Genomic DNA, 26,767 nt, shown 5'->3' on the forward strand with positions numbered 1-26,767 from the left:
TCCGACAACCGCTCCAGCAACACCAACCCCACACCCTCACCCCACCCCGTCCCATCAGCGGCACTGGAGAAGGCCTTGCAGCGGCCGTCCGGAGACAGGGCACGCTGGCGGGTCAGCTCGATGAACATGCCGGGCGTGGACATGACGGTCACACCACCCGCGAGCGCGAGCGTGGACTCTCCGCGCCGCAGCGACTGACAGGCCAGGTGTATCGCCACCAGGGACGCGGAACAGGCCGTGTCCACCGTCATCGCCGGCCCCTCAAGGCCCAGCACGTAGGCGATGCGTCCCGAAGCGACGCTGGGGGTGGTGCCCGTCATGACGTAGCCCTCGGTGCTCCGCAGGCCCTCGTACATGCGCGGCCCGTACTCCTGGGCGGTGGCGCCGATGAACACCCCCGCCGAGGTGCCCGCCAGGGAGTCGGGCGCGATGCCCGCGCGCTCGAGCGCCTCCCACGCGACCTCCAGCAGCAACCGCTGCTGCGGATCCATCGCCGCCGCCTCGCGTGGCGAGATGCCGAAGAACTCCGCGTCGAACCGGGTGGCGCCGCGCAGGAATCCGCCCTCGCGGACGTAGTGCTTGCCGGGCTGCAGCCCTTCGGGGTCGTACAGGCCTTCCAGGTCCCAGCCCCGGTCGGCGGGGAAGGGGCCGATGGCGTCCACGCCGCCGGCCAGCACCCGCCACAGGTCCTCGGGCGAGTCGATGTCCCCGGGGAACCGGCAGCCCATCGCGACGATGGCGATCGGCTCGTCCTCGTCCGCCCGCCCCCGAGCCACCTCGGGCGCCTCCGGCGCACCGCTGATCGTCTCCTCCAGGTACCGGATCACGGCCTCGCCGGTCGGCCGATCGAAGATGAGCGTGCTCGGGAGCCGGATCCCGGCGGCCTCTCCCAGGCGGTCACTCAGCTCGACGCCCATGAACGAGGTGAAGCCGAGGTCCTTGAAGCGCGCCGCCAGGTCGATCGTCTCCGCCGAGGGGTGCTCCAGCACGAGGGCCATCTGCTCGCGCACCAGAGCGGCGAGGTCACGCTCGGCTGCGGCCTCCGCGACCGGCGGGACCTTCTCGACGTGCTCGACGTGCTCGACGTGCTCGACGTGCTCGACGTGCTCTACGTGCTCGTCCTGTCCTTCGGCGGCCGGGCCGAGGGGAGGCAGCCAGTACCGTTCCCGCTGGAAGGCGTACGTGGGCAGCGGAACCCGTTCACCCTGTCCGAGCAGCCGCTCCCAGCCGATCGTCACCCCGCGGACGTGCGACTCGGCCAGCGCGGCGAGCAGCGAGCGCGCCTCCGGCCGGTCGCCGCGCACCGCGGGGACGAACGTCGCCTCCCCGCCCACGAGGCAGTCGCGCCCCATGGACACGAGCACGGAGTCCGGCCCCACCTCGAGGAATCGCGTCATGCCGTGCTCTTCCAGCGAGCGCATGCCGTCGAGGAAACGAACCGCCTGGCGCACGTGGCGCACCCAGTAGTCCGGGGAGCAGGCCTCCTCTTCCGTCAGCGGCTCACCGGTCAGGTTCGACACGATGGGGATCCTCGGCGGCGCGTAGGACAGTCCCGCGGCGACACGGCCGAAGTCCGCGAGCATCGGCTCCACGCGGGGTGAGTGGAACGCGTGACTGACCCGCAGGCGCCGCGTCTTGCGGCCGCGTTCGCGCCACCGGGCGGCGATCTCGAGCACCGCGTCCTGTTCACCGGAAATGACCGTGGCCGTGGGGCCGTTCACCGCGGCGACGGCGACGTGGCCGGCGTGCGCGGCGATCGCCGGGAGGAGCTCCTCCTCGGTGGCCTGGATCGCCGCCATGGCCCCGCCCTCGGGGAGGTCCTGCATCAGGCGTCCGCGCGCCGCCACGAGCGCGCATGCGTCGTCCAGCGTCAGCACCCCGGCGACGTGTGCCGCGGCCAGTTCGCCGACCGAGTGCCCGAGCAGCATGTCCGGCGCGAGCCCGAGGTGTTCGAGCAGCCGGAACAGCGCCACCTCGAAGGCGAACAACGCGGTCTGAGTGAACAGGGTCTGCTCCAGGAGCTCCGCCTCGGGCGTTCCCGCGGCGGCGAACATGACCTCGCGCACCGGCCTGCCGAGATGGGCCTCCAGCCGTTCGCACGCCGCGTCCAGCGCCTCGGCGAACACCGGATGCGCGGCGTACAGCTCCCGCCCCATTCCCGGGCGCTGGCTCCCCTGCCCGGTGAACAGGAACGCGAGCCCGCCGCCGCCGGTACGTCCCTGGACGACCTGCGGGACGGCACGTCCTTCGGCGAGCGCGGCCAGCGCCGCCGTCAGCGAGTCGTGGTCCTCGGCGAGGACCACCGCCCGGTGCTCGAACCGGGACCGGGTGGTGGCCAGGGAGTGCGCGACGTCGCCGAGGCCGAGTCCGGGCCGCGATTCCAGATGCTCGCGCAGCCGGCCGGCCTGGGCGCGCAGTGCCTTCTCGCCCCGTCCCGAGACGAGCACGGGGGTGAGGACGGGAGCGGGCCGTGGAGGGGTGCCCGCTCCCGCCGCGACGGGGGGGATCGGCGGAGCCGAGAGCACGACATGGCAGTTCGTCCCGCCCATGCCGAACGAGCTGACCCCGGCGACCAGGGGCCGGCCGGGCTGGTGGTCGAGCGTTCGCACACCGTCGGCGACCCGCAGGCGGAGCGCGTCCAGCGGGATGGCCGGGTTCGGCGTTCGATGGTTGAGGCTCGGCACGAGTGTGCGTTCCCGCACGCACAGGACCGCCTTGATCAGCCCGGCGATGCCGGCCGCTCCCTCGAGATGCCCGATGTTGGTCTTCACCGAGCCCACCGGCAGCGGGGCGCCGCGCGCCCGGCCGGCGCCGAGCACCGCGCCCAGCGCCGCCGCCTCGACCGGATCGCCGACCGGGGTCCCGGTGCCGTGCAGTTCGACGAAGCCCACCTCGGCCGGGTCGACGCCGGCGTTCGCGTAGGCCCGCCGCAGGACCTCCTCCTGGGCGGCCTGGTTCGGCGCCGTCAGGTTGGCGCCGCCGCCGTCGTTGTTGACGGCCCCGCCACGGATCACCGCGTGGATCCGGTCACCGTCGGCCAGTGCCCGGCGCAGCGGCTTGAGGACGACCAGCCCGCCGCCCTCACCGCGCGCGTATCCGTTGGCACGAGAGTCGAAGGTGTACGCGCGGCCGTCAGGGGACAGCGCCCCGAATCTGCGCGCGATGGCGAACCCTTCGGGCGCCAGGTTGAGGTTGACGCCGCCGGCGAGAGCCACGGCCGAGGTGCCGGCGCGCAGGCTCTCGCACGCGGTGTGCACGGCGACCAGCGATGACGACTGGCCGGAGTCGATCACCATGCTGGGACCGCCCAGGCCGAGCACATAGGACAGCCGATTCGCGATCACCCCGCGGCTCTGCCCGGTGATGGTGTGAGCGGTGATCATCTGTTCGCCGCGCCGCAGGGCCAGCGCCGCGTAGTCGTCCCAGATGGCACCGACGAACACTCCGGCGTCGCTCCCGGCGAGCGCGGCCGGGACGATCCCGGCGTCCTCCAGCGCCTCCCACGCCAGCTCGAGCATGAGCCGCTGCTGCGGATCCATGGTGACGGCTTCCCGCGGCGAGATCCCGAAGAAGCCCGGGTCGAAGCGGTCGACGTGGTCGAGGAAGCCCGCGCGCGGCACGGGCAGGTCACCCAGTGGTTCCGCGCGGTCCTGAGGCACCTCGCCGAGCGCGTCCGCCCCATCCTGGAGGAGCCGCCAGAACGCCTCCGGGTCCGCGGCTCGGGGGAAGCGGCAGGAGAGCCCGATGACGGCGATGGCGTCGGCGGCGGTCCGGGTGTCCATGGGCATGGCCTTCCTCTCCGCCGTGACGACGATGGGGGTAGGGGGTGATCAAGGGGTGGTAGGGGTGGCGGCGCGTCAGCCGTAGTCGTAGAAGCCGCGTCCGGACTTCCGGCCGAGGAGACCGCACTCGACCATGCGGCAGAGCAGGGGCGGTGGCGAGTAGAGCGGCTCCTTGAACTCCGCGTAGAGCGCCCCGGCGATCGACGCCACACTGTCGAGGCCGATCAGGTCGGCGAGCTTCAACGGTCCCTGCGGATGCGCGCAGCCGAGCACCATCGCCCGGTCGATCGTCTCCGCGTCGGCGAAGCCCGACTCCACCATCCGCATCGCCGCGAGCAGGTAGGGGATGAGCAGGGTGTTGACCACGAAGCCCGCCCGGTCGGCCGATCTGATCGGCTGCTTGCCCAGCGTGTCCCGCACGAAGGCCTCGGCACGGGCCGTGGTGCCGTCGCCGGTGGCCAGCGACGGGATCAGTTCGACCAGCGGCAGCGCGGGCACCGGGTTGAAGAAGTGCATGCCGACCACCTGGCTGGGGCGGTTGGTGGCTCGGGCCAACCTCATGATCGGGATCGACGAGGTGGTGGACGCCAGGATCGCGTCCTCGGCTTCGACGATCTTGTCGAGGGAGGTGAAGATCTCGCACTTCACCGGCTCCTCCTCGGTGACCGCCTCGATCACCATGCGCCGGTCGCCCAGCTCGTTGAGGTCGGTGGTGAACGTGACACGGCCGAGGATCGCGTCACGTTCCTCCTCGGTGAGCTTCCCCTTGCGCACGCCCCGGTCGAGCGAGGACTGGATCAGCCGCAGTCCCCTGGCCTCCGAGGCCGGGCGCGACACCGCGACCATGACGTCCAGGCCCGCCCTGGCGCACACCTCGGCGATTCCGGACCCCATCAGCCCGCACCCGACGAGGCCGATCCTGGTGAACTCCGTCGCCACGCCGGTGGCGGTGGGCACGTCGCTCATGCGGCCACCGCCCAGCGCACCAGGCAGGCGCCGACGGCCATGCCGCCGCCGAAGCCCGCGATCAGGACCAGGTCGCCGTCCCGGAAGTCGGTCGAGGCCTCGTCGAGCGTGACCGCCACCGAGGCGCTGCCCATGTTGGCGTAGCGTTCGACCGTGCGGTGGGTACGCGCGTTCACCAGCCCCGAAGCGTCGCTGAGCCGGGAGAGCAGCACACCGTTCGGCTGGTGGGGAACGAAATGGCGCACCTGGTCGAGCCGCAGCCCGGCCCGCTCGACGAGCCGCTCCAGAACGGGCGGGACGTGCTCCAGCACGAACTCGCTCACCCCGCGTCCGTTCATCTTGACGTAGTGACCGCCGGTCTCCACGGTGTCGCGCGAGGCCGGCATCCGGCTGCCGCCCGCCTCGATCCTGATGAGGGCGTGCGCGTCGCCGCGGCTGACCAGCTCGACCCCGAGCAGGCCGTACGGAGCGGGCACGGAGCCGACGATGGCCGCCCCGGCGCCGTCGCCCAGCAGGACCGACGTGCGGCGGTCGGAGAAGTCCGCGAACCGGGAGTACACCTCGGCCGCCACGATGAGGATCAGCGCGTCCGGACGCGACACCAGCAGGCCGCGGGCCAGTTCCATCCCGTACACGAAGCCGCTGCACGCGGCGCTGATGTCCAGGCAGGCCGCGTTGTGGGCGTCAAGGGCGTCCTGGACCAGATAGGCGGTGGGCGGCTGCGGGGAGTCGCCGGTGCCGGTGGAGACGATGATGTAGTCGAGCGCTTCGGCGGGAACGCCGGCGGCGTCCAGTGCCCGGCGCGCGGCCTTGGTCGCGAGGTCGGAGGCCGCCTCCGTCGGCGCCGCGTAGCGCCTGGAGATGATCTGGGTCTTGCGCTCGATCCACTCGGAATCGACTCCGACCCGCTCGGCCACCTCCTCGTTGGAGATCTCCTCTTTCGGCACGTACGAGCCGGTCGAGAGTATCCCGACGGCGTTCCCGATCGTGGGAGCGGACATGCGAACGGTCACCCTTCCATCTCGCGCATCGGATTGAGCTCCTGGGAGCCGATCGCCGCCCGCAGCTCCGGATCGGTGACGCCCAGGCCGGGCTCGGGCGCCAGGCAGAGCACGCCCACCTTTCCTGTGTGGCCGTTGGTCTGGACCAGCCGTGTCGCCTCGCCGAGCTCGGCGAGCGGGTAGACGGCGGAGATCACCGGCTTGAGCCGTCCCTGGCGGAAAAGGCGGTTGCACTCGGCGGCCTCCTGGTAGTTCGCGGAGTGGCTGCCGATGATGCGCTTCACGTTCATCCACAGGTAGCGGTTGTCGTAGTGGTGCTGGTAGCCCGTGCTGGAACCGCAGGTCACCACGGTGCCGCCACGCCGTACGATGAACACCGAGGTCGCGAACGTCGCGCGGCCGATGTAGTCGAAGGCGACGTGCGGGTCCTCTCCGACCTCACGGCGGATGATCCTGCCCAGCCGCTTGCCCGCCTCGATGCTCTGACCGGGATCCGGCTCCGGGCCGCCGATGCCGATCTCCTCGCGGTTGACCACCACATCGCAGCCCAGCCGGCGCACCGCCTCCGCCTTCTCCTCCGAGCTGACGACGCCCACCGGGATGCCGCCGCCGTTCTTCACCAACTGCACGGCGTAGGCGCCGAGCCCTCCGGCGGCACCCCAGATCAGCACCACATCGCCCTGCTTGATGCGCGCGCCGTGTTCGCTGACCAGCATGCGGTACGAAGTACCGGCGCACAGCAGGTTGACGGCGGCCTCCTCCCAGGTCAGGTGAGGTGGCTTGGGCAGCACCTGGCTGGCCCGGACGATCGTGAAGTGGGCCAGCCCGCCGAAGTTGGTCTCGAAGCCCCAGATACGCTGTTCGCCGCCGAGCATGCCGTCCCAGTGCGTGGCCGGCTCCTGGTCATCGACATGGGTGCAGCTCACCACCACGTGATCGCCGGCTTTCCACTGCCGCACTCCGGCCCCGGTGCGGACGACCACGCCCGCGGCGTCCGACCCCAGCACGTGGAACGGCCGATCATGCTGGGAGGCGAAACCACCCTCCCGCCCGTACCGCCGAAGAAAATCGAAAGTCGGCAACGGCTCGAAAATCGCCGACCACACCGTGTTGTAGTTGATCGAACTGGCCATCACCGCGACCAGCACCTCATCCGGCGCCAGCTCCGGCATCGGCACCGGACCCACCCGCAATGACTTACGCACATCCTTGTCCGCCATCCCGGCGAACATGTCGACATCCTCCACGCGGATATGCCCCGCGACGAACTCGCGCGGCACTTCGGTGCGCGCCAGTTCGTCACCATCCGCTCCACCGATGACCGCGTCGGCCAAAGCACTCATGCCGTTCCCGCCGTTCCTCATGTCGAAAGGGAGTCGTTCGCGACCGGACTCAGCTCGCGTTCGCGCAGGGACCAGGGGTCCGCCCAGCGCAGCAGGCACGAGCCGATGGAGATGCCGCCGCCGAATCCGACGAGCAGCACGATGTCGCCGTCCCGGAAGTCGTGTGCCGCGTGATCGAGCGTGACCGCGACAGAGGCGCTGCCCATGTTGGCGAACCGGTCGATCGTGCGATGCGTGCGCGCGGTGTCCAGTCGCAGCCGTCCGACCAGGTCGTTCATCAGGTTGCCGTTCCCCTGGTGCGGGATGAAGTGGTCCACCTGGTCGAGCCGCAGCCCGGCCCGCTCGACGAGCCGCTGCAGAACGGGCGGGACGTGCTCCAGCACGAACTCGCTCACCCCGCGCCCGTTCATCCTGAAGTAATGACCGCCGGACTCGACGGTCTCGCGCGAGGCCGGCATCCGGCTGCCCCCGGCCTCCACCCTGATGAGCTGGTGCGCCTCGCCGTGACTGCCCAGTTCGACGTCGATGAGGCCGTAGGGCTCGGGCACCGGACCGACGATCGCAGCCCCGGCGCCGTCGGCGAACAGCACCGCCGTGCGCCGGTCGGTGAAGTCCAGGATGCGCGAGTAGACGTCGGCGGCCACCACCAGGGCGCGGCGCCCCGGGTGGAGGTCGAGAAGGCCGCGGGCCAGCGCCAGGCCGTACACGAAACCGCTGCACACCACGTTGAGGTCGAAACAGGCGGCGCGGTCGGCCCCCAGGGCGTCCTGCACGAGGTTGGAGGTCGGCGGGCTGGGCGAGTCTCCCGTAGAGGTGGAGACGATGATGTAGTCGATCTGCTCGGGGAGCAGGCCCGCTCCGAGCAGTGCCCTGTGCGCGGCCTTGACCGCCAGGTCGGAGGTGGCCTCCGAGGGCGCCGCGTAACGCCGGGTCCTGATCTGGGTCTTACGCTCGATCCATTCAGGCGTGGCCCCGACCCTTTCAGCCACCTCCTCATTGGAAATCTCGGCTTTCGGCACATACGATCCGGTCGACAATATTCCGACAGCCATCAGACAGTGCCCTCTCCCTGGGTCAGTTGCGGTGTTTCCAGATTCCCGCGAGCGGGTCGAGCCGCTCGGGGCCGAGCCGGGCCCGCGTTTCCGCGTCCGTGACGCCCATTCCGCGTTCCGGCGCCATGCACAGCACGCCGACCTTTCCGACATGGCCGTTGGTCTGGACCAGCCGTGTCGCCTCACCGACCTCGGCGAGCGGGTAAACCGCGGAAATGACCGGCATCAGATGTCCGAGCCTGAAAAGACGAATGCATTCGTACAGTTCCTGGAGATTCGCTCCGTGGCTGCCGATGATGCGTTTCACGTTCATCCACAGATAGCGGTTGTCATACTCGTGCTGGTATCCCGAGCTCGACCCGCAGGTCACCACGGCGCCGCCGCGGCGCACCACGAACACCGAGATCCCGAAGGTGGCACGCCCGGTGTAGTCGAAGGCGACGTGCGGGTCCTCTCCGACCTCACGGCGGATGATCCTGCCCAGCCGCTTGCCCGCCTCGATGGACGTCTCCGGGCCGCCGATGCCCAGTTCCTCCCGGTTGACCACCACGTCACAGCCGAGCCGCCGGGCGACGGCGGCCTTCTCCTCCGAGCTGACGACGCCCACCGGGATGCCGCCGCCGTTCTTCACCAACTGCGCGGCGAACACTCCGAGCCCCCCGGCCGCACCCCAGATCAGCACCACATCGCCCTGCTTGATCCGGGCACCCCGGTCGCTCACGAGCATCCGGTACGCCGTCCCCGCGCACTGCGTGGCGGTCGCGGCCTCCTCCCAGGTCAGATGGGGGGGCTTGGGCAGCACCTGGCTGGCCCGAAGCACCGTGTAGTGCGCCAGCCCGCCGAAGTTGGTCTCGTACCCCCACGCACGCTGCCGGCTGCCGAGCATGCCGTCCCAGTGCGTGGCCGGCTCCTGCTCGTCCACGGCGACCGCGCTGGCGACGACGTGATCGCCGACCTTCCACCGCCGCACTCCGGCCCCGGTGCGGACGACCACGCCCGCGGCGTCCGACCCCAGCACGTGGAACGGCCGATCATGCCGGGAGGCGAAACCACCCTCCCGCCCGTACCGCCGAAGAAAATCGAAAGTCGGCAACGGCTCGAAAATCGCCGACCACACCGTGTTGTAGTTGATCGAACTGGCCATCACCGCGACCAGCACCTCATCCGGCGCCAGCTCCGGCATCGGCACCGGACCCACCCGCAATGACTTACGCACATCCTTGTCCGCCATCCCGGCGAACATGTCGACATCCTCCACGCGAAGATGTCCCGCGACGAATTCCGTGGGAATTCGAATACGCGCTAATTCCTCCCCCGGTGCGCCATCGATGACAGCCTCGGTTAAAGAATCCATGCGATCTCCTCATCCGACGCGGACAGGGATGACGCTAAGGATTCGCAATGCTGGACGCCAACCCCCTATCTACCCCCACCTGCCCCCCTACATTTCTTGCAATGATCGGTAAGGGTCGGCATCATGTCGGCGCCGGAGAAGACCCCGTCCGTGGTCACGGAACCGAACCGGCGAGCCCTCCGGGAGTGGGCACAGGTGGTGCGACCGCGCGCACCCACCGCACGGGCACGGGCACGGACACGGGCTACAGCACGGCGGCGACCAGTTCGGCGAACTGTTCGGGGGTGACGATCGGCACTCCTGAGCTCTCGGCCTTGGTGCGCTTCGAGCCGGCCTTCTCCCCCGCGACCAGAAGTGATGTCTTGGCCGAGACGCTCGAGGACGCCTTGCCGCCCGCACGCTCGATCAGCTCGTTCATCTGGTCGCGTGACAGCGACTCCAGCACCCCGGTCATCGCACCGGTGACCACGACGGACATGCCCGCCAGCGGCAGCGCGGCCGTGTCGCCCGGCTCGTCGCCGGGCGCGCCGAGGGTGTATCCGGGCTCGGTCATGTTCACCCCCGCGGCGACCAGCTTGTCGATGAGATCGCCGAGCTCGGCGAGCTCGGCCACCACCACCGGCGCCTTCTCGGGGCCGATGCCCTCCACCTGCTGGATCGCCTCGGCGTCGGCCGCGCGGATCGCGGCCATGGTGCCGAAGTGCTTGGCGATGCGGCGGCTCATGGAACGGCCGGTGCCCCGCACGCCCAGCGCGCAGAACACCCGGCTCAGCGGCTGGGACTTGGCCCGCTCGATCGCGGCGAGCAGGTTGTCGGTGCTGACCGCGCCCATGCGCTCAAGGGCCAGCAACGGCTCGCGGGTGAGATAGAACAGGTCGGCGAAGTCGGTGATCAGCCCGGCGTCGAGCATCTGCTGGACGCGGTTGTCGGCCAGGCCCTCGATGTCGAGCTGGCCGCGGCCCACCGCGTATCCGATGGACGCGATCGCCCGGCACGCGCGGCCGCGCACGCACCGCCACCGCTCCTGGGAGGTGTCGATCGCGTCACCGCAGAACGGGCAGGCCTCGGGGAAGGCGATCGGCTGCTCGGCCCCCGTACGCAGGTGGACGACGGGCGCCTGGACCCGCGGGATCACATCACCCGCCTTGTAGACGGTGACCGAGTCGCCGAGCAGAAGACCGCGGCGGGTGATGTCGGCGACGTTGTGCAAGGTGGCGTAGGTGACGGTGCTGCCGTCGAGCTCGACCGGCTCCAGCACGGCGCGCGGCGCGATGATCCCGGTGCGGCCGGTGTTCCACTCGACCGCGAGCAGCTTGGTGATCTTCTCGGTGGGGGGCAGCTTGTAGGCGATCGCCCACCGGGGCGCGCGCGAGCTGAACCCCGCCTGCTCCTGGTCGACGGCGAGGTCGGCCTTGACGACGATGCCGTCGATGCCGAACGACAACTGCGGCCGGGACGCGGCGATCTGCTCGATGCGCTCCTGCGCCTGCTCCAGCGTGCCCGCGACGGTGCCGGCGACCGGAGTGGCGGCGGTGGTCTGCACGCCCTGCCCGGCGACCCATTGCATGATCTGGCTGTGGGGCCACTCGCGCAGCCCCGCGGCGAGCTCTGAGGTGTCGTCGACCGGCAGCGGGAGCGCCCCGTATCCGAAGAAGGTCAGCTCGCACACATAGGGCCGGTCCTGGGCGCGCAGGGTGCCGGCGACGCCGCTGCGCGGGTTGGCGAAGGTCGTGCCGTCGTGCGCGCGGCGCTTGGCGCACGCCTGCTCGAACTGGGCGGCGGTCATCATCACCTCGCCTCGCAGCTCCACCGTGACCGGCTCGGCCAGCCGGCCGGGAAGCCCGACGATGGTGCCGATGGCATGGCTCACATCCTCCCCCGCGGTGCCGTCGCCGCGGGTGACCAGCTGGACCAGGCGGCCACGACGGTAACGGGCGCAGATCGCCATGCCGTCCAGCTTGGGCTCCACGCTCCAAGCGGTCACCGGGCGGCCGAGCCTGCGCTCCAGCCCGGCGGCCCAGTCGGCGAGCTGCTCGGCGCCGAAGACGTTGTCGAGGCTGAGCATGGGCACGGTGTGCGGGACGTCGCCGACCACCGCGCCGCCTGATACCTTGCCCGTCGGCGAGCCGGGCAGCACCTGGGCAGGATGATCCTGTTCGTAGGCCGCGATGCCGCGCACCAGCCGGTCGTAGACATCGTCGTCCAAGGTGGAGGTGCCGTCGCCGTAGTACGCGGCGGAGGCGTCCAGCGCGAGCTGGACGGCTTCGGCGTAGGCCGCGGGGTCGGGGAGCCGGGTGATCGGGGGCGCGTCGCTCATGAATCCATCATGCCGTGCGGCACCGACGATTTCGGCATGCCATTAGGGGGCTGAGCTGGGGTGTAACCACCCAGCCGAGCGATGGGGCGCAAGGCGTCGCACTCATGCGGGCGCACGGTGGGCGGTGACCGGATGCGGGCCGCGGGAGGCGGACTGGACGGCTTCGCTGACCGCGCAGGACCGCGCTACTCGCTCCTCCCGGCGGACCTCTCCCGCCCAACCGGCCAAGGTGAGCCCTCCGTGCGGGCCGCGCGTCACGCGGTCAGGCGGTGACGAGGGCCCGGTGGGGAGCCACGACGGCTCCATCGGGGAGCAGCAGACCGGTGTCCTCGAACAGCACGACACCGTTGCACAGCAGGCTCCACCCCTGGTCGGGGTGGGCCACGATCACGTGCGCGGCTTCGCGGTCGGGGGCGTAGGCGGTGGGACAGGCGGGCTGATGCTTGCACATGATGGCACCTCTTGGGTGGCGCTCCTCGGGGATGTCTCTTCTCTTCGTCATAGTGCGGGAAGGCGCTAACAATATGGTTGTAGAACGCTTGCGGAACCGCTGTGCTCCGATCGCGGCCGCATGCGCGCCGAGCGCCGGCGGCGCCTTTCTCCGCGTCCACCGGAAATTCTGCCCCATCTCGGGTCCGGCCGATGTGAAATTTTCAGGAGACCGGGAAGCCTTTCAGGGGCGCTTTTTGGCTGGTCGCCCAACTAATTGGACCCTACGCCCCTGGTCGCGGGCGGGTTGACCAAGCCGGGTCATTTGTGCGCCCGTACCTCCGTCAGATAGCTTCACGAGTGCGGGAGCGCTCCCACCACCCGGAACCCCCAACCGGAACACGGAGACCGCACGATGCCCCATCACCACCTCAGATCACCCCGCTGGGCACTCCGCACCCTGGCCATGCTGCTGTTCGCGGCCCTGCTCTGCGCCACCCCCCTCACCGGCACCGCTTCGGCGCACGGGTCGGTCATGGACCCCGCCGCCCGCAACTACGGCTGCTGGCTGCGCTGGGGCAGCGACTTCCAGAACCCCTCCATGCAGCAGCAGGACCCCATGTGCTGGCAGGCATGGCAGACCGACACCAACGCCATGTGGAACTGGAACGGGCTCTACAGGGAGAACGTCGGCGGCAACCACCAGGCGGCCATCCCGAACGGCCAGCTGTGCAGCGCGGGCCGGACCGGTGCCGGTCGCTACCGCGCCATGGACACACCCGGCCAGTGGAAGACCACGAACCTGTCCAGCACCTTCAACCTCCGCCTCAACGACCAGGCGAGCCACGGCGCCGACTACATCAGGGTCTACATCAGCCGCCAGGGCTACAACGCCACCACCACGGCCCTCGGGTGGAACCATCTGGAGCTGGTCCGCGAGACCGGCAGGTACGCTCCCGGCCAGACGTACATGATCAACAACATCTCCAGAGGAGCACGCACCGGCCGCCACGTCGTCTACACGATCTGGCAGGCCTCGCACATGGACCAGACGTTCTACTTCTGCAGTGACGTCAACTTCGTCTGACGATTCCGCCCCGCCCCTCCGCCGAACGCCATCGCGTCCGGCGGAGTCAGGCGCCGCCGGAGCGGAGCACACGCGCCGGACCGCCCTGACCCGATAGCCGGTTGACAACCTGTCCTCCGCCTCCCGCGTCTCTGTAAAGCTCGGGGAGTCTCTGGTAAACCTCGGAGAGCAGAGAACGGGGTCGGCGGATGGAGCCTGCGGTGGAGACGCAGAGGATCAGCCTGTTACAGGCGGTGGTGGCCATCGCACTGATCGCGGTGTTCGCCGCGGTGCTGGTAGTGCTCGGGTTCCTGCGCGGCGACGAGCACTGGGACCGGCTGGTCTACCTGCTTGGGGGCCTGGAGGCGATCGTGTTCGCCGGGGTGGGCGCGCTGTTCGGCAGCACCATCCAGCGGGCCGACGCCGCCGCCGCGCGCAAGGACGCCGCCGCCGCGAAGGAGGAGGCCAAGGCCGAGCGGCAACGTGCGGACGTCCTTCGGGAGAAGTCGGCCGACGGCGAGAAGCTGGCGGCGGCCGTCCGGATGGCCGTGGCCGGATCCGAACAACCGGGCGCCCGAAGGGGGGCGCGTCCCGAAGAGGTGCAACCGACCCAGTTGGAAGCGCTCGCGGCGTACGCTCAAAGGCTGTTCCCCGACGCTTAGGGGCGGCGCCGTGATCACGAGCATCATCCGAGTCGACCCGCCGCAGGGCGCTGGGTACCCGGTGGGCTTCTACACCGACCACGGCACCGACCCCGGCACCTGGCGGGATCAGCCGGTGGCCAGGTGCGTCATCGCGGCCGGCGCCGACCTCGACCCGGTGCGCACGGTGCTGCTGCGCGCCGCGTCCGACTCGATCGTCCGCCGCGCCGCCGGGGAGGCACTGCACGGCCTGATCGCCGCGACCGACGTCGGCCAGGCCTGGGCCGCGCAGCAGGGCCGGGTGCGCACCTTCTTCGACATCCGCCCGCCGGAACTGCGCGCCCTGCCGTGGGAGCTGATGCTGGACGGCAACAGGCAACTGTTCCTGGACGCGACACGCACCTGCGTACGTGGCCACCTCGGACCGGGCCCGAAGGAGGAGTTCCTGGTGCCGGTCAGGCTGCTGGTCGTGGTGGGGAACGCACGCGACCCGAACCTGCGAGCCGCCGACGAGGTGGACGCCATCCGGCGGGCCGTCAAGGAGTGGCCGGGCGAGTGGCATATCGACGTGCTCTGGGAGCCCTCGCCCACCGCCTTGTTCGACCGTTTCGAAGCGCTCCGGCCGCATGTCTTCCACTTCATCGGACACAGCGGGATCGACCCCGGCGACGAGTCGCCCATGTTGGAGCTGCTCACCGACACGGGTGTGCGGACCGTCACCAGCCACCTGATCGGCAACTCGGGGCTGGCCGCACCCCGGTTCGTCTTCCTCAACGCCTGCCGCGCGTCGTACGGGGACTCAGGCGAGGCGCACCGGGCGAGCTGGGCGGTGGCGGAGGCGTTCGAGGAGCTGGGCGCCGACGCGGTGCTGTCCATGCAGGGCGACATCCCATCCGAATCCGCGGTCGGCTTCGCCGAATCGGTCTACACCGCGCTCGCGGCCGGAAAGCCGATCGACGAGGCGGTACGGCTGGCCCGCGCCGCCCTCTTCAGGAAGCCCGACCCGGCCTGGGCACTGCCGACTCTGCTGGTACGGCGGCAGCCCGAGGAGGTCCTGCCCTGGCGGCTCGGCGTGTCCCGGCAGAACGCCAAGCGGATCGCCCGCTCCTGGTACGGCAGCCTGCGCTCCACCATCGACAGGACCGATGAGCACTGGCGGCTGTGGGGCGGGCCCGACTTCGATGCCACCGACTGGCACGCGCTGCTGGTCTGCGGCGGCGCGAACAGGGGCAAGACCTCCCTGATCCGCTCCTGCGTGTACACCTGGCATCTGCGCGGCTGCCAGGCCGTCTACACCGACCTGCGCTCCATAAACGACGACGACAACGTCTCCTGGCTCGACGTCCTGCGGGCGGTCGCGAGCACGCTTGCGTTGTGCATGCCGGAGCGCTCAGAGGGCCCGGTCCGGCTCTTCCTGCACCAGCTCGCGCACCTGCGCAGGGGCGACTGGCCTCCCGACGCCGCCCACGAGGACCTGACCCCCGACGACGGCGGGCGCTGGCAGGCCGCGCACGAAGGCGAGCCCGAGCTGCGGGCCCGGCTGTTCGAGGCCGCCCGCACGATGCTGTCCGAGGTGGCGGGACAGGAACCGCTGACCCTGGTCATCGACCACATCGCCAAGGCGCTGCCCAGCGAGCTCGGCGACTCTCTCGTGCCGGGCCTGCTGATCCCGATCGCCGAGGGCGAGCTGCCCAACGTCAGGATCATCGTGGCCGAGCAGACCGACGCGGCCAGGCGCCTGCTCGGCGAGTTCACGACGCTGGCCGGGTCGCTGACGGTGGAGCCGTTCCCTCAGGCACAGACCGTGCAGATCTTCCGGGAGTACGGCGCTCGCGTCCACCGGCCCTACACCGACCAGTGGAAGAGCATGGTCGAGACCCTGAGCACGCTGCCGGGACCGTGGCTGGAACCGGTCACGCTGACCCAGCTCAACGGGCTGCTCCCGCCTCCGGCGGTACGGCCGTGACGCCCGACCTGGCGACGCTGCTGTTCGGGCGGCTGCCCCCGGCCGAGCGGGGCACGTTGCAGCGATGCGCCACGGTCGGCCGCTTCGACGCCGGGCTCTACGAGCGGCGGCTGCGCGGTGACGGCCGGGACCTGAGCGAGCTGGTGAACGACGGGCGGGTGCAGGCGCTGTCCGGGCCCGGCGAGCGGTACCGGCTGGAGCCGAGCCTGCGCGTCTGCGGCTGGAACCAGTGGTGGGTGGACGAAGGGCTGTCCCCCGGCGTCGCCCAGGTGCCGCGCGCGCTCGCCGGGCTCGCCCGGGAGCTGGCCGGGTTCTACCGCGACGTGGACGCGCTTGAGGAGCTGCGCCAGCTGGTCGTGTGCGATCCGGTCCGCGCGGGCGAGCGTTTCCGCAGCCTGTACGCCGAGGCCGACCGTGACTTCGACCTGGTCCGCTGCCAGGACCTCGTGGACGCGCTGGCCGCCTCCGACCGCGCCCACCTGGTCCCCATCGAGCTGGCCCGCGAGCGGGACGCCTACCAGGTCCGGCTGACCGCCAGGGGCCAGTGGTCCACCGCCTACCACCAGAGCGGGCGCTACCTGGCGCGGGACGCGCTGGAACGACGCCTGATCGCGCTGACCGGGGACGACGGGACCCGCGTGCTGCAGCTGTACGCGACGGGCGGCATGGGCAAGACCATGGAACTGCGCTGGTTCGTCGCTCGGTACTGCGTGACCGGGGATCCGCTGATCCCGTGCGCCTGGATCGACTTCGACGCGATCGACCCGGTCAACGCCGTACGGTATCCGTGGTTGCTGCTGCTGGAGATCGCCGGCCAGTTGAATCCGCAGATCGCCGAGTCGCCGTTCCAGGAGTTGCTGCGCGATCACGAACGGTACCGGCGCGCGCTGAGCCGTACCGCGATCCCGGACACCGCGTTGCTCGGCGAGGTGGCCTCGGCGGCGGCGGACGCGGAGGACATCACCCAGCGGTTCCTGGCCGCGCTCGCCGAGGCGCGCGGGGTCGACCGGGCCGTCGTGGTGTTCGACACGCTCGAAGAGGTCATCCTGCGACCGGTCGCCGATCCCGGTGTGGTCGTGGGCCTGCTGCGGCGGCTGCACGACTCCGCCTCCACGCTGCGGCTGGTGCTCTCCGGACGGTACGACGTGCGAGAGCGCCTGGCCGGGTTCGCCGAGGCGTTCCCCGAGGCCGAGAGCCTGCGGGTGCGGCCCTTCGACGAGGAGGAGGCCAGGCGCTATCTCGCCTCACGGGGAGTCACCCAGGACGCGCTGGCGACCGCCATGATCCGGAAGTCCGGCGGGCTGCCCTTCTCGCTCGCCCTGTTCGGCGATCTGGCGCAGGGCAACCCCGGGCTCACCCCGCTGGAGGTCGACCAGGCCGAGGGCCTGGCGCTGCTCTACTGCCTCGACCGCATCCTCGAACGCATTCCCGACGACCGCATCCGCTGGCTGCTCCGCTACGGCGTGGTGCCGCGACGGCTGGACCTCGACTTCGTGGTCCGCGTGCTGCCGCCGTTCCTCACCCGCGGAATGTCCGGCGACGCGCCGGACGACGATCCCGAGACCGATGACCGGCCGCCGCGCAAGACCAAGATCTTCCTGACCTCCGCCGAGCCGGGCGGCCTCGCGCTGCGTGACCTGTGGGCCGAGCTGACCCGCTACGCGAGCGCCTACTCGTGGGTCACGGAGGTCGCGCCCGGCGTGCTGATGTTCCACGAGAACCTGCGTGGCCCGGTCCGCGCCTTCCTCCGCGACCACGACGTCTTCGCCCGCCTGCACGCCGCGGCGGCCGACTACTTCGGCGCCCGCCGTGAGGCGGAACCGGCCCTGTGGTCCCGCTGGACCCGCGAGATGATCTACCACATGCTGCACGTCTGGGGCCCCGAGGCGCTGGCGCTGTGGCGCGGGGAGCTGGAGACCGCACGGCGGCTGGGCCGGGACGACGTGGCCGGAGAGCTCGCCGCCGACCTCCTGTCCGGCGACTACCAGGACCTCGACGGGGAGCCTCTTCCCGACCTGGTCACCCACAAGGCCTGGTACGAGGCGCATGTGGAGCTCGCCAGGGTCGCGGTCGCCCAGGCGCGCGGGCAGAGCGCGGCGGGTGCCGCCGGCGCCTCGTGGAGCGCGGCAGAAAGCAGCCTCGCGGCGGCGTCACTGCTGCTCGCCGGGCATCCGGAGATCGGCAGAGCGTCCCCGGACCACCTGGTCGCCGACGCCTGCGTGCACGTGGTGCGGGGCCGGCGGGAGCAGGCCGCGAGCCAGATCGAGCGCGCCTACCAGGAGGGCATGCCTCTTGCCGCCGAGCCGGACGCTCTCATGGTCCTGGCCGATCTGGGCGACCGCGAGTCACTGCGCCGCGCCTACGACCGCGCGACCGAGCTCGATCGGCGGGCCGGGACCGAGCGCGGCACGGGTGACCCCACGCAGGCGGTGGAGCGAGGGCTCGCCGCCGCCATGGCGTACGTGGCACTGCGGCTCGGCGACACCGAAGCCGCCGAGGGGCGGTTGTCCTCGGCGCTGTCCTGGTACGAACGGGCCGGGAGGGACGGGATACCCGCCCGGGCCGAAACGCTGATCCGGTTGGGCCGACCGTCGGACGCCGTCGAAGCGGTGATCCCGGCCACGTCCCAGGTGCCCGTCGCCGCCCCCCTGGAATCTCCCACGCCGTCCACGCGCCGGCGGGAAGGCGTGCTGACCGCCGCCGAGGCGATGCTCATGATGCGCCGGCCGCAGGACGCCCTGCGGCTGCTGGAGCAGTTCGGCCTGGGCGACACCGTCCAGGCCGCGATCATCGCCGCCCGCGCCCACGGCGACCTGCTGGAGACCGATGAAGGGCTGCTGGAAGCCGCCCGGCGTTCGGAGGTGCTGGACGCGGAGTACGCCGCGCTCACCCTGGAGACCCTCTGGCTGCACCTGCGGAAGACCGGAAACCTCCGCCTCGCCGAACGACAGGTGGAGTCGCTGTGGCGCCATCCGGAGCTGCCGGCCGATCTCGACCTTTCGTTCCGGCATGGCCGGGTCGAGCTGCTGTGGGAACGCGATCAGGCCGACGCGGCCCGGGAGGCCCTTGAAGAGCTGGTGGAGCGGGCCCACGACGGCCCGCCGGACCGGCTGGTGAGGGCGGGCGTCACGGGTCTCGCGCTCGGCGATCCGTCCTTCACGCGGACCGTGCTGCGCGGGCTCAGGGAGATCGACGAGGTCGGCGCGCGATTGACGCTCCTGGCCGGACTACGCCGCTGCCCCTCGATCGGCGACCGGGAGCTGGCCCGCGCGCTTGCGCAGGAGTCCCTGGATCCATGGCTGGTGGAGCGGGACGAGGTCGCGTACGCGGACGCCGACCGGGCCGTACTGGACCTCACGGCGGCCGAGGTCGCCCGGCTGAACGGCCGCGGCGACCTGTCACGGCGGCTGCTGTTCGAGGGCACGAACGTGCTCGGTGAGTACACTCCGCTGGTCTGGCTCGACTGGATCGAAGCCATGGACCGCCTCGGGGCCGCACGCCACGACGAGGCGGAGCCGCCGACGACGTTCGCGCCCCGGCATCGCGGGCATCGCGAGTTCGACGCCGCGTATCTGATCGCACTCGCCCGGCGCCGTCTCCCGGTCGACCCCCACGAGGTGACCGCCCGGCGACTGCGTGACGCGGCGGATCTCCTGGCCGATTCCGTCGTCAAGACCGCGCGGCACGCGGAGCTCCACGAAGGGATGTGCGAGCTCGCTCTGGCGCAGGGCCGGCGGGAGGCCGCACGCGGCGCCGCTGTGTCCGCCCAGGACCTCTGGACCGAGCTCGGCCGCGATCGGCGGGCCAGGATCGCCCGCGACACGTTGATCCCCGGTCCCGGCGAGCCATCCGCTCCCATCACGGTGGTCACGCACGCGGGCGACGAGCTGTTCGTCCGGATCGAGGTCGCCCGATCAGAACCCGGCGCCGGGAACGGCCTGGTGGTGCGGGTCGAGGGCACCGGGACCTCGGCCACCGAGCTGACCCCGCTCCCGTCCTGGTTCGAACGAGGCAATTCGGCCAACCGCGTTTCGGTCGAGCAGCTCGCCCGGCCCGATGAGTGGGGCCGGTCGGCCGGACGTGTCCTCGGCATGCTCGCCGAGCGCCTCGGCCCGCGCCCGGACGGAAAGCCCACCGACATCCGGCTGGTGGCCACCACGCTGGTCGCCGCGCCCTGGGAGCTCACCCGCATCCCCGACGAGCGTCTGGTCGCCTTCGACGAGCTGCGCTACCTCTACCGGGGCATCGGCGTCAAGGACGGGCTACGGGTGGAGGCCGAGGCGGTGCAGCGCGTGCTCGCCCGCCTCGGGCTTCCACACGACGAGGTGAACCGGGCCCTCGGTCACGAGACGGCCGCCGACCTGCGTGACTTCCAGAGCCAGGCGAAGCTGCGCGACAACGGCCGGCTCCGCCGCTCCACCTGGCGTGCCCTGCACACCGCGTTACGCACGGCCCGGGCGGGCCGTCCGCCGCACGTCCTGCTGATCCAGCCGGACCAGCGCGCATCCGTCCGCCGGCAGCGCGGCCTGCGCGGCAGCGTGGCCGACGCGGAGGCGATCTACCGTGACCATTCTGCCCGTCTCACGATCCTGGAGAATCCCGGCCGGCGGACGATCGAACGGCAGAGGGACGAACTACGCCTCGACGAGCCGGTCGACGTCGTCCACGTGCTCGCCGCCATGGACAACCGCTTCAAGGACCCCGGCCTGAGCTTCTTGGGGGAGGACGTCGACATCCTGTTCCCGAGAGACCTCGGCGTGCTGATCCGGAGCCTTCGGCAGGACATCCCGCCGCTGCTGATCCTGGACGCCATCCAGCCGAGCACCACCGGAGAACGCTCCCGCGCGTTGCTCCAGCGCAACGACATCGCCGACCAGTCGCTCGCTCTCGACGGCGTCTGGACGATCCTGGCCACCGGCCTGGCCGACGGCTCCGCCCGGATCTCCCAGATGACGACGCTCGCCAGAACCCTCGTCAACGGCGAGGGTCCCGGCGAGATCTGGCGCGCCCTCCAGGCCGTCTCGAACGACCTGCCGTTCGCGACGACGGCCGTGTTCTCCAAGCTTCGTCCCGATGCCATGTTCCGCCCGGGCATGCAATGAGCACGCCCTCCGAACGAAGGCGGGCCGAGTTGCGTGCCAAGTTCGGCGGCCTGGAGGCCGAGCTCGCCTCCTGGACCGAGCTGAGCAGGGCGGGCGGTCCCCTGGAGAAGCATCACACCCAGGTGGCCGCCATCGTGGCGGCGATGGCGGTGCCGATCGCCGAACTGCGACCCCGCCTCGACGACCCCGGCACATGGGCCCAGACCGAGCGCCTGCTGATCCGCGTCCACGCGGTCCTGGAGTACTTCAGGTCCAAGCTCATGCTGCGTTTCGTTCCCGCCTTCCGCGACTACCTGGCGATGGCCGACCAGTACGCCTGGGAGTGCTACCTGCCCGCCCGGCAACGCGCGACCGTCCCGCGAGAGCCGCCGCTGACCTTCTTCAGCCCCGACACCACGCCGTTCGCCATCCCCAGAGGCGCTTCCTACCGCGGCGAGCTCAGCGTGCTGACGGAAGGTTCGCTGCGCGCGGTCGTCGAGCGCCTGCCGGTGCCCGTGATCGGCATCCCCTGGTTCCAGCTCAAGCACCTGCCCGACGCGATGGTGCTCGCCCACGAGGTGGGCCATCACGTAGAGATCGACTTCCGCCTCACCCCGACGCTGGAACGGCTGGTCAGCGCGGCCGTCCCGGTCGAGCGGGCCCAGGTCTGGCGGCGCTGGCTGGGCGAGGTCTTCGCCGACGTGTACGGCGCCCTCGCGGGGGGCACCGCCTTCTGTGGCGCTCTGGCCGACTTCGTGGCGACCGGACCGGCCACGACCGACGGCGCCTACCCGCCTCCGGCGATCCGGGTCGCGCTGGTGACCGAGGCCCTGCGCGCGTCGGGCCTGCCCGGCCACCCCCCTGACGACAGGCTCCCGGTGACCGGACCCTACGGCCAGGACGCCGGACCGGTGGCCGCCGCGCTGGTGGCCGGGCCCTACCCCGAGTTCGGGGACGTTCCCCTCACCCACGTGATCGACTTCGCCCCCCAGCAGGACGTCGCCGACCGTACCGCCGAACGCCTCCTGCGCGGCCACATGCTCCCGGCCACGACCGTCCGCACCCTGCTGGCCGCCGCCGCCATCGCCTTCGCCCGCGACCCCCTGCGATACGAGCGAGGCGACGTCGCGGACGTGGTCGTCAAGGCCGCGCTGGCCACCATCACGGCGGGCATCCGCGCCACGCCGAAGGCCGTACACGGCGGTGAGCGCGACCAGGCGGCAGGACGAGCGATCCTGGACCTCCTGGCGGTCCGCTGAGGTCGCCGTGTGCGTTCCCGCACCTTGGCGCCGACGGCAGGTCCGCATCGACAGCGGGCGGGGCGGGGGGATGCTTCTCGGGGCCGTGTTCACCGGTGTCGGATTGCTGCTTCTCATGCGCGGAGTACGTCTCGGCCTCAACCCGCAATAGCCATGAATTTCACGAATCGCTTCTCGTGGCTGTGCGATGCGTAGATCATGGTGTCGGCACGACGGCGAATCGCAGGCACGCATCGTTTCGGGAGGACCGACCATGGCGGAACACGAGCCTGTCGACGCGTACGACCCGGCGCTGGTGCGTCTGGCGAAGCTGTTCGGTGCCAGGTCCGAAGGTTTCCTCCAGGAGAAGGGGACCGCGAGCGTTCTCGACATCCCCGCTCAGGACTGGCCCCTTGTAGGGCTGCTCGCTGCCAGGAACACCTACCGCGACGCCACGGACACCATGGTCGCCTCCGCGCAGGAGGGCAGCACCTACTCGCGTGCCCTGGTGTCCGCGCTCGACAGGGTACGGCAGCACTACTCCGCGGCCGACTTCGCCTCCACCCCGGTGTCCCTCGATGGGAAGACCCCGGCCGTCGCCGCTCCCTCATCGGCGAAGACGATCAATTCGTACGTCAGCGACGCCGCGTACGGCTCGCTGGGCGCACTGGGGGTGGTCTCGGTGGCGACGGGGGTCAGCCTGCTTCCCATCATGCGGGAAAGGCTCGCCACCCTCAGGCAGCTCGCCACCGGGATGCCGGAGTCGTACCCGATATGGCTCGGCGCCGGGCTGCTGCTGGCCAACATGCGCGATCCCGAACCGTTCGTGCTGGCATCCAAAGGCTGGGAGTCCGTGGCGAAGTCCGCCAACGACAGCGCCCAGGAGATCCATCACCAGATCGAGACGATCATGGCGGAGGGGTGGCGGGGCATCGCCGCGACCGGCTTCCGGGAGCACGTCGACATGAGGTTCGTGCCCGCGCTCCTGCGATACCACGACCACGCCGACGCCATGGCCCAACTGGGCAAGATCGGCGCCGACGTGCTCGACAAGAGTCTCACCATGGCCTTGGGGATGGTGATGATCGCCATCGTCATGTTGATGGCGTTCAGGGCGATCCGCATGATGTACCCGCAATCTCGGATCGTGGTGGGCCTGGCAGCAGGTGTCTGGTTGATGTCGGCGTACAAGGTCGTCGCGATACTGGCCAAGCAGTACGGGGCGTTCTCCGACGTCAGCGGGAAGGTCGCCGACCAGGCGGAGCTGGTCAGGCGATCCTTCCTGGACGACGCCCCGCGCCCCGGTCCCTCCTCTGACATGGCCGGCATCAAGCCCGTCACCGGCACCGTCTGGGTGCCCCCGGCAGGCGAGGAGTGGACCCCGGAGGAGTGGGACCGCCAGTGGAAGCCCGCCTGACCCGGCCCCTGGACCGACGGATCCGGCTCCCGCTGACAGCGCGGGAGCCGGAGAGGATCTCAGCGTCTCGGGCCGGGCATCCGGCCCGGGACACCAAGCCGCGTCAGTGGACCATCACGTAGGCGCCGAACTCGAGAGCCACATCCCACGCCCGGGAGAAGACGATCACTCGTCCGCCGTCGAGCCCGCCGCAGTACACCGGCTTGCTGATGGCGGAGGTGATGCCCTGCGCCGCGACCTCGTCGTACCAGTTGGTGTAGGAGTACACCGGGCCTCCGCTGTCACCGTGCGCGACGGCGCAGCCGCCGACCGAGCTCTTGGCCCGGACCATGTGCTTGACGTACTGCCCGTTGGTGTAGGTGCCGCTCCAGCCGGTCTCGGTCACCTTGATGAGACAGTACTCACCCAGCGAGGCCCCGGAGTTGCACACGAAGTTGCCGACGTACGCCTTCCACAGCGCCACCACCCTGTTGCTGCTGGAGGCCGAGCTGTTGCCGTCGAAGACGTCGGCGGTCGCGTTCGCCTGCACGATGGCGGCGTCCCTGTGGGAGACGCGCCAGGTCACCGGGCCCATGTAGTTCGCCGCGCTCCCGGTGCCCCCTCCGTCGTAGAACTGGTTCCAGAGGTTGCCGCAGTGCGCGGCGGTGAGGTACCCGGGCGAGCCGTACTTGTCCCAGACCGCGAAGCCCGAGGTGCAGCCGGAGCCGGTCTGCTTGTTCCAGGTCCGGCCACCCGCGTAGTAACTGGGGATGTCGTCCTGCCTGCTGTAGGCGGGATCGAACCGCTCCCCCCGCTCCAGCGTGATCGGCGCGGTGGCGCCGCTGGGCCGCTGCAGCTGGTCGGGAGTGGTGTCCTGCCCGGCGACCGAGAGCTGGACCCCGCTGCCGTCCGGCTGCGGGGCCGCGCCCACCACCTGGCCGGCTTCGGTCCACTTCTCGGCCTCCTGCAAGAGCTGGGCGCGGCTGTGGGCGGCCGGCAGCACGGACACCGGGGCCGTCTGGCGTCCCACGTCGATCACGTCCTGTACGGCCCGCGGCACCTGGCCCCGCCAGTACAGGCGTACCTCGTGGTACTCGGGGTCGACCACGATCCCTCCGTACCCCTCGGCCGCCTCGGCGCTCTCGGCGCTCTCGGCGCTCTCGGCGGCGGAGACGATGCGGTCGGCGACCCCGTTGAGGCGGGTCTGCTCGGTGAACAGCGCGTTCCAGCTGGCGAACCCGCCGGGCACCGGGTCTCGCGGACCGGTGTCGTCCTTGGCCGGTGTCTTGTCCACCGGGGTCCCGGCGACCCGCCGGGTGAGGTCGGGGTCGTCGAGGGCCCGCGCCGCCGCGGTCCCCGCGCCGAGGAACGGCACGAGCGCACAGACGACGCTCAGCACCATCAGGTGTAACCGGATTCTCTTCTGCATGTTTCCCCCATGATTGTCAAGAACCGGGGTAATCACAGCAGGCGATACACAGCACGTGCCGCGTCGAATTACCACGACAGAACGCGCCTTTGTTCCTTGCGCCTCATCACGGTCGTTCACCGCCGAGCACGTCGGCCGACTGATCGCCGAATGGCACCACGACACCGGCGATGGGCACGTGACGCTCTACCTTCCTTGCACGGTGGCCTTCGACGTCCGATGTCGTGGGCGAGGACGCGGCCGCGGCCGGCGTACCCGCGGGTGGGGTGCTCGCAAAAGGCGCTCAGGGCGCGTCCCGTGCAACCCGCCTCTCCCGGTCTCGCGGTCGCTTGACCGGACGAAATACTATTTACACGACAATTAGCCAGACGGTGTTACAGAATCGTCTCGCTTTCCCCTCGACGCCATCCGCTTCGTCCTCGCATGCGACCTTCCAATTAGGCGAGGAGGAGGACGAGCATATGGGCACTGGTTCAACCGGCTACGCGGTGATCGACGTCGAGACAACGGGGTTGCGGCCATCGTGGCACGACCGGATAGTCGAGGTGGGAATCGTCCATGTCGATCCCACCGGAGCAGTGACCGGTGAATGGAACACGCTGGTCAACCCGGAACGCGACCTCGGTCCACAGCACATCCACGGCATCAGTGCCGGCGACATCCGACATGCCCCCACGTTCAAAGAGATCGCCGGCGCGGTGGCCACCCTGCTGCGGGGCCGCGTGCCCGTTGCCCACAATCTCCGGTTCGACGCGGGGTTTCTCCAGCATGAATTCACCCGAATTGGTGTATCGACTCCGACATGTACGGAATTCGGAATCTGCACGATGACGGAGGCCCGTCAATTCCTCCCGCAGGCTCCGCGCAATCTCGCGGGCTGCTGCGCTGTGGCCGACATCCCGTTGGAGGGCCATCACAGCGCGCTCGCCGATGCCCGCGCCGCCGCCCGGCTCCTCGGCCACTATCTGACGCTGGCCCATCCGGTGCACCCCTGGCGACACGCCCTCCAGACGGCCGGCGGGATCGCATGGCCGGCGCTCGATGACACCGGAGTCCCATGGGTACGGCGCGGTGTGGCCGCGGAGCGGGAAGACCACTTCCTCGCCCGGATCCTCGACCGCCTTCCCCAGGAGGCGCAGCCCGTCCAGGCCACCTCCTATCTCGCCCTGCTCGATCGGGTGCTCCTCGATCACCAGATCTCAGGCGCCGAGGCCGACGCGCTGGTGGAACTGGCGACCGACCTCGGACTGGGCAGGACGGCTCTGGATCGGCTGCATCACGACTACCTCATCGCCCTTGCCCATGCGGCCCTGGCCGACGGCGTCGTCACGGCCGGGGAGCGTCACGAGCTTCAACTGGTCGCCGATCTCCTCCGCCTGTCTCCCACAGCGGTCGACGAGGCTCTCGCCGGCGCCCGGGGACACTCCTCCGGGCATCTGACACGGTTCGAACTGGAGCCGGGCGACCTCATCGTCTTCACCGGAGAGATGGACGGCGGACGCGAGTCATGGGAGGAGCGTGCCCGCCGAGCGTCCTACCTTCCCCATACCAACGTGACCAAGAAGGTCCGCCTGCTGGTCGCCGCCGACCCCGACACCCTCTCCGGCAAGGCCCGTAAAGCCCGCGCCTACGGCATACCGATCGTCACCCCGGACGCCTTCGCCCGCATGCTCGACTGAAACACCCAGACCCGAGCACCTCGGTCA

The 26,767-nt window shown here is 70.6% G+C and carries 16 protein-coding genes; 7 read left to right on the forward strand and 9 right to left on the reverse strand.

Annotated features, from left to right (window positions below; genetic code table 11):
* The 8 genes from ABD810_RS27475 to ABD810_RS27510 all read right to left on the reverse strand — a co-directional run.
* A partial coding sequence (locus ABD810_RS27475; protein ID WP_344946531.1) for a type I polyketide synthase occupies positions 1-3,782 on the reverse strand: 3,782 nt, incomplete at its 3' end.
* 75 nt (positions 3,783-3,857) lie between these two features.
* A complete protein-coding gene (locus tag ABD810_RS27480) occupies positions 3,858-4,748 on the reverse strand; it encodes a 3-hydroxybutyryl-CoA dehydrogenase (RefSeq protein ID WP_344946534.1) in 891 nt (296 codons plus the stop codon).
* The gene (locus tag ABD810_RS27485) at positions 4,745-5,749 is read right to left on the reverse strand and encodes a 3-oxoacyl-ACP synthase III family protein (protein WP_344946537.1); all 1,005 of its coding nucleotides are present in this window, start codon (positions 5,747-5,749) and stop codon (positions 4,745-4,747) included. The genes ABD810_RS27480 and ABD810_RS27485 overlap by 4 nt, the downstream gene beginning before the upstream one ends.
* A gap of 8 nt (positions 5,750-5,757) precedes the next feature.
* On the reverse strand, positions 5,758-7,092 hold the full coding sequence (gene ccrA, locus ABD810_RS27490) for a crotonyl-CoA carboxylase/reductase (protein ID WP_344946540.1): 1,335 nt from the start codon (positions 7,090-7,092) through the stop codon (positions 5,758-5,760).
* A 17-nt stretch (positions 7,093-7,109) separates the two neighbouring features.
* Positions 7,110-8,144 carry a 3-oxoacyl-ACP synthase III family protein gene (locus ABD810_RS27495; RefSeq protein ID WP_344946543.1) on the reverse strand — a complete coding sequence of 345 codons (1,035 nt, stop codon included), beginning with the start codon at positions 8,142-8,144 and terminating at the stop codon, positions 7,110-7,112.
* A gap of 22 nt (positions 8,145-8,166) precedes the next feature.
* Positions 8,167-9,498: a crotonyl-CoA carboxylase/reductase gene (gene ccrA, locus ABD810_RS27500; RefSeq protein WP_344946546.1), complete on the reverse strand. Its 1,332-nt coding sequence runs from the start codon at positions 9,496-9,498 to the stop codon at positions 8,167-8,169.
* A 244-nt stretch (positions 9,499-9,742) separates the two neighbouring features.
* Complete coding sequence (gene ligA, locus ABD810_RS27505; protein ID WP_344946549.1) at positions 9,743-11,815, reverse strand: NAD-dependent DNA ligase LigA; 2,073 nt, start codon at positions 11,813-11,815, stop codon at positions 9,743-9,745.
* A gap of 262 nt (positions 11,816-12,077) precedes the next feature.
* Positions 12,078-12,266 carry a DUF5999 family protein gene (locus ABD810_RS27510; RefSeq protein WP_344946551.1) on the reverse strand — a complete coding sequence of 63 codons (189 nt, stop codon included), beginning with the start codon at positions 12,264-12,266 and terminating at the stop codon, positions 12,078-12,080.
* Positions 12,267-12,659: 393 nt separating this feature from the next.
* Between ABD810_RS27510 and ABD810_RS27515 the strand changes: the two genes are divergently transcribed.
* The 6 genes from ABD810_RS27515 (at position 12,660) to ABD810_RS27540 (ending at position 23,653) form a co-directional block, all read left to right on the forward strand.
* Entirely contained in the window at positions 12,660-13,331 is a 672-nt protein-coding gene (locus tag ABD810_RS27515) for a lytic polysaccharide monooxygenase auxiliary activity family 9 protein (protein WP_344946554.1), read from the forward strand.
* A 200-nt stretch (positions 13,332-13,531) separates the two neighbouring features.
* Positions 13,532-13,972: a hypothetical protein gene (locus tag ABD810_RS27520; protein ID WP_344946557.1), complete on the forward strand. Its 441-nt coding sequence runs from the start codon at positions 13,532-13,534 to the stop codon at positions 13,970-13,972.
* Positions 13,973-13,982: 10 nt separating this feature from the next.
* Positions 13,983-15,917 (forward strand): CHAT domain-containing protein, encoded by a 1,935-nt coding sequence (locus tag ABD810_RS27525; RefSeq protein WP_344946560.1) that lies wholly within the window; start codon positions 13,983-13,985, stop codon positions 15,915-15,917.
* Entirely contained in the window at positions 15,914-21,019 is a 5,106-nt protein-coding gene (locus ABD810_RS27530; protein ID WP_344946563.1) for a peptidoglycan-binding protein, read from the forward strand. The genes ABD810_RS27525 and ABD810_RS27530 overlap by 4 nt, the downstream gene beginning before the upstream one ends.
* A gap of 29 nt (positions 21,020-21,048) precedes the next feature.
* Entirely contained in the window at positions 21,049-22,257 is a 1,209-nt protein-coding gene (locus tag ABD810_RS27535) for a hypothetical protein (RefSeq protein ID WP_344946565.1), read from the forward strand.
* 253 nt (positions 22,258-22,510) lie between these two features.
* A complete protein-coding gene (locus tag ABD810_RS27540; protein ID WP_344946568.1) occupies positions 22,511-23,653 on the forward strand; it encodes a hypothetical protein in 1,143 nt (380 codons plus the stop codon).
* 103 nt (positions 23,654-23,756) lie between these two features.
* On the opposite strand, the gene ABD810_RS27545 is transcribed toward ABD810_RS27540, so the two are convergent.
* Positions 23,757-25,061 carry a S1 family peptidase gene (locus ABD810_RS27545; protein WP_344946571.1) on the reverse strand — a complete coding sequence of 435 codons (1,305 nt, stop codon included), beginning with the start codon at positions 25,059-25,061 and terminating at the stop codon, positions 23,757-23,759.
* Positions 25,062-25,285: 224 nt separating this feature from the next.
* Here ABD810_RS27545 and ABD810_RS27550 point away from each other — a divergent pair, with 224 nt between their 5' ends.
* Positions 25,286-26,740, forward strand: a complete 1,455-nt coding sequence (locus ABD810_RS27550) for an exonuclease domain-containing protein (protein WP_344946574.1) — start codon at positions 25,286-25,288, stop codon at positions 26,738-26,740.
* The last annotated feature ends 27 nt before the right edge of the window (positions 26,741-26,767 follow it).

This window comes from Sphaerisporangium flaviroseum, assembly GCF_039537005.1.
In the GTDB taxonomy this organism is placed as follows: Bacteria; Actinomycetota; Actinomycetes; order Streptosporangiales; family Streptosporangiaceae; genus Sphaerisporangium; species Sphaerisporangium flaviroseum.

Excerpts from the sequence above, each read along its gene's own strand:
- ABD810_RS27480 (WP_344946534.1), bottom strand. The coding sequence starts at position 4,748 with ATGAGCGACGTGCCCACCGCCACCGGCGTGGCGACGGAGTTCACCAGG.
- ABD810_RS27485 (WP_344946537.1), bottom strand. The coding sequence starts at position 5,749 with ATGTCCGCTCCCACGATCGGGAACGCCGTCGGGATACTCTCGACCGGC.
- ccrA (WP_344946540.1), bottom strand. The coding sequence starts at position 7,092 with ATGAGTGCTTTGGCCGACGCGGTCATCGGTGGAGCGGATGGTGACGAA.
- ABD810_RS27495 (WP_344946543.1), bottom strand. The coding sequence starts at position 8,144 with ATGGCTGTCGGAATATTGTCGACCGGATCGTATGTGCCGAAAGCCGAG.
- ccrA (WP_344946546.1), bottom strand. The coding sequence starts at position 9,498 with ATGGATTCTTTAACCGAGGCTGTCATCGATGGCGCACCGGGGGAGGAA.
- ligA (WP_344946549.1), bottom strand. The coding sequence starts at position 11,815 with ATGAGCGACGCGCCCCCGATCACCCGGCTCCCCGACCCCGCGGCCTAC.
- ABD810_RS27510 (WP_344946551.1), bottom strand. The coding sequence starts at position 12,266 with ATGTGCAAGCATCAGCCCGCCTGTCCCACCGCCTACGCCCCCGACCGC.
- ABD810_RS27515 (WP_344946554.1), top strand. The coding sequence starts at position 12,660 with ATGCCCCATCACCACCTCAGATCACCCCGCTGGGCACTCCGCACCCTG.
- ABD810_RS27540 (WP_344946568.1), top strand. The coding sequence starts at position 22,511 with ATGGCGGAACACGAGCCTGTCGACGCGTACGACCCGGCGCTGGTGCGT.
- ABD810_RS27545 (WP_344946571.1), bottom strand. The coding sequence starts at position 25,061 with ATGCAGAAGAGAATCCGGTTACACCTGATGGTGCTGAGCGTCGTCTGT.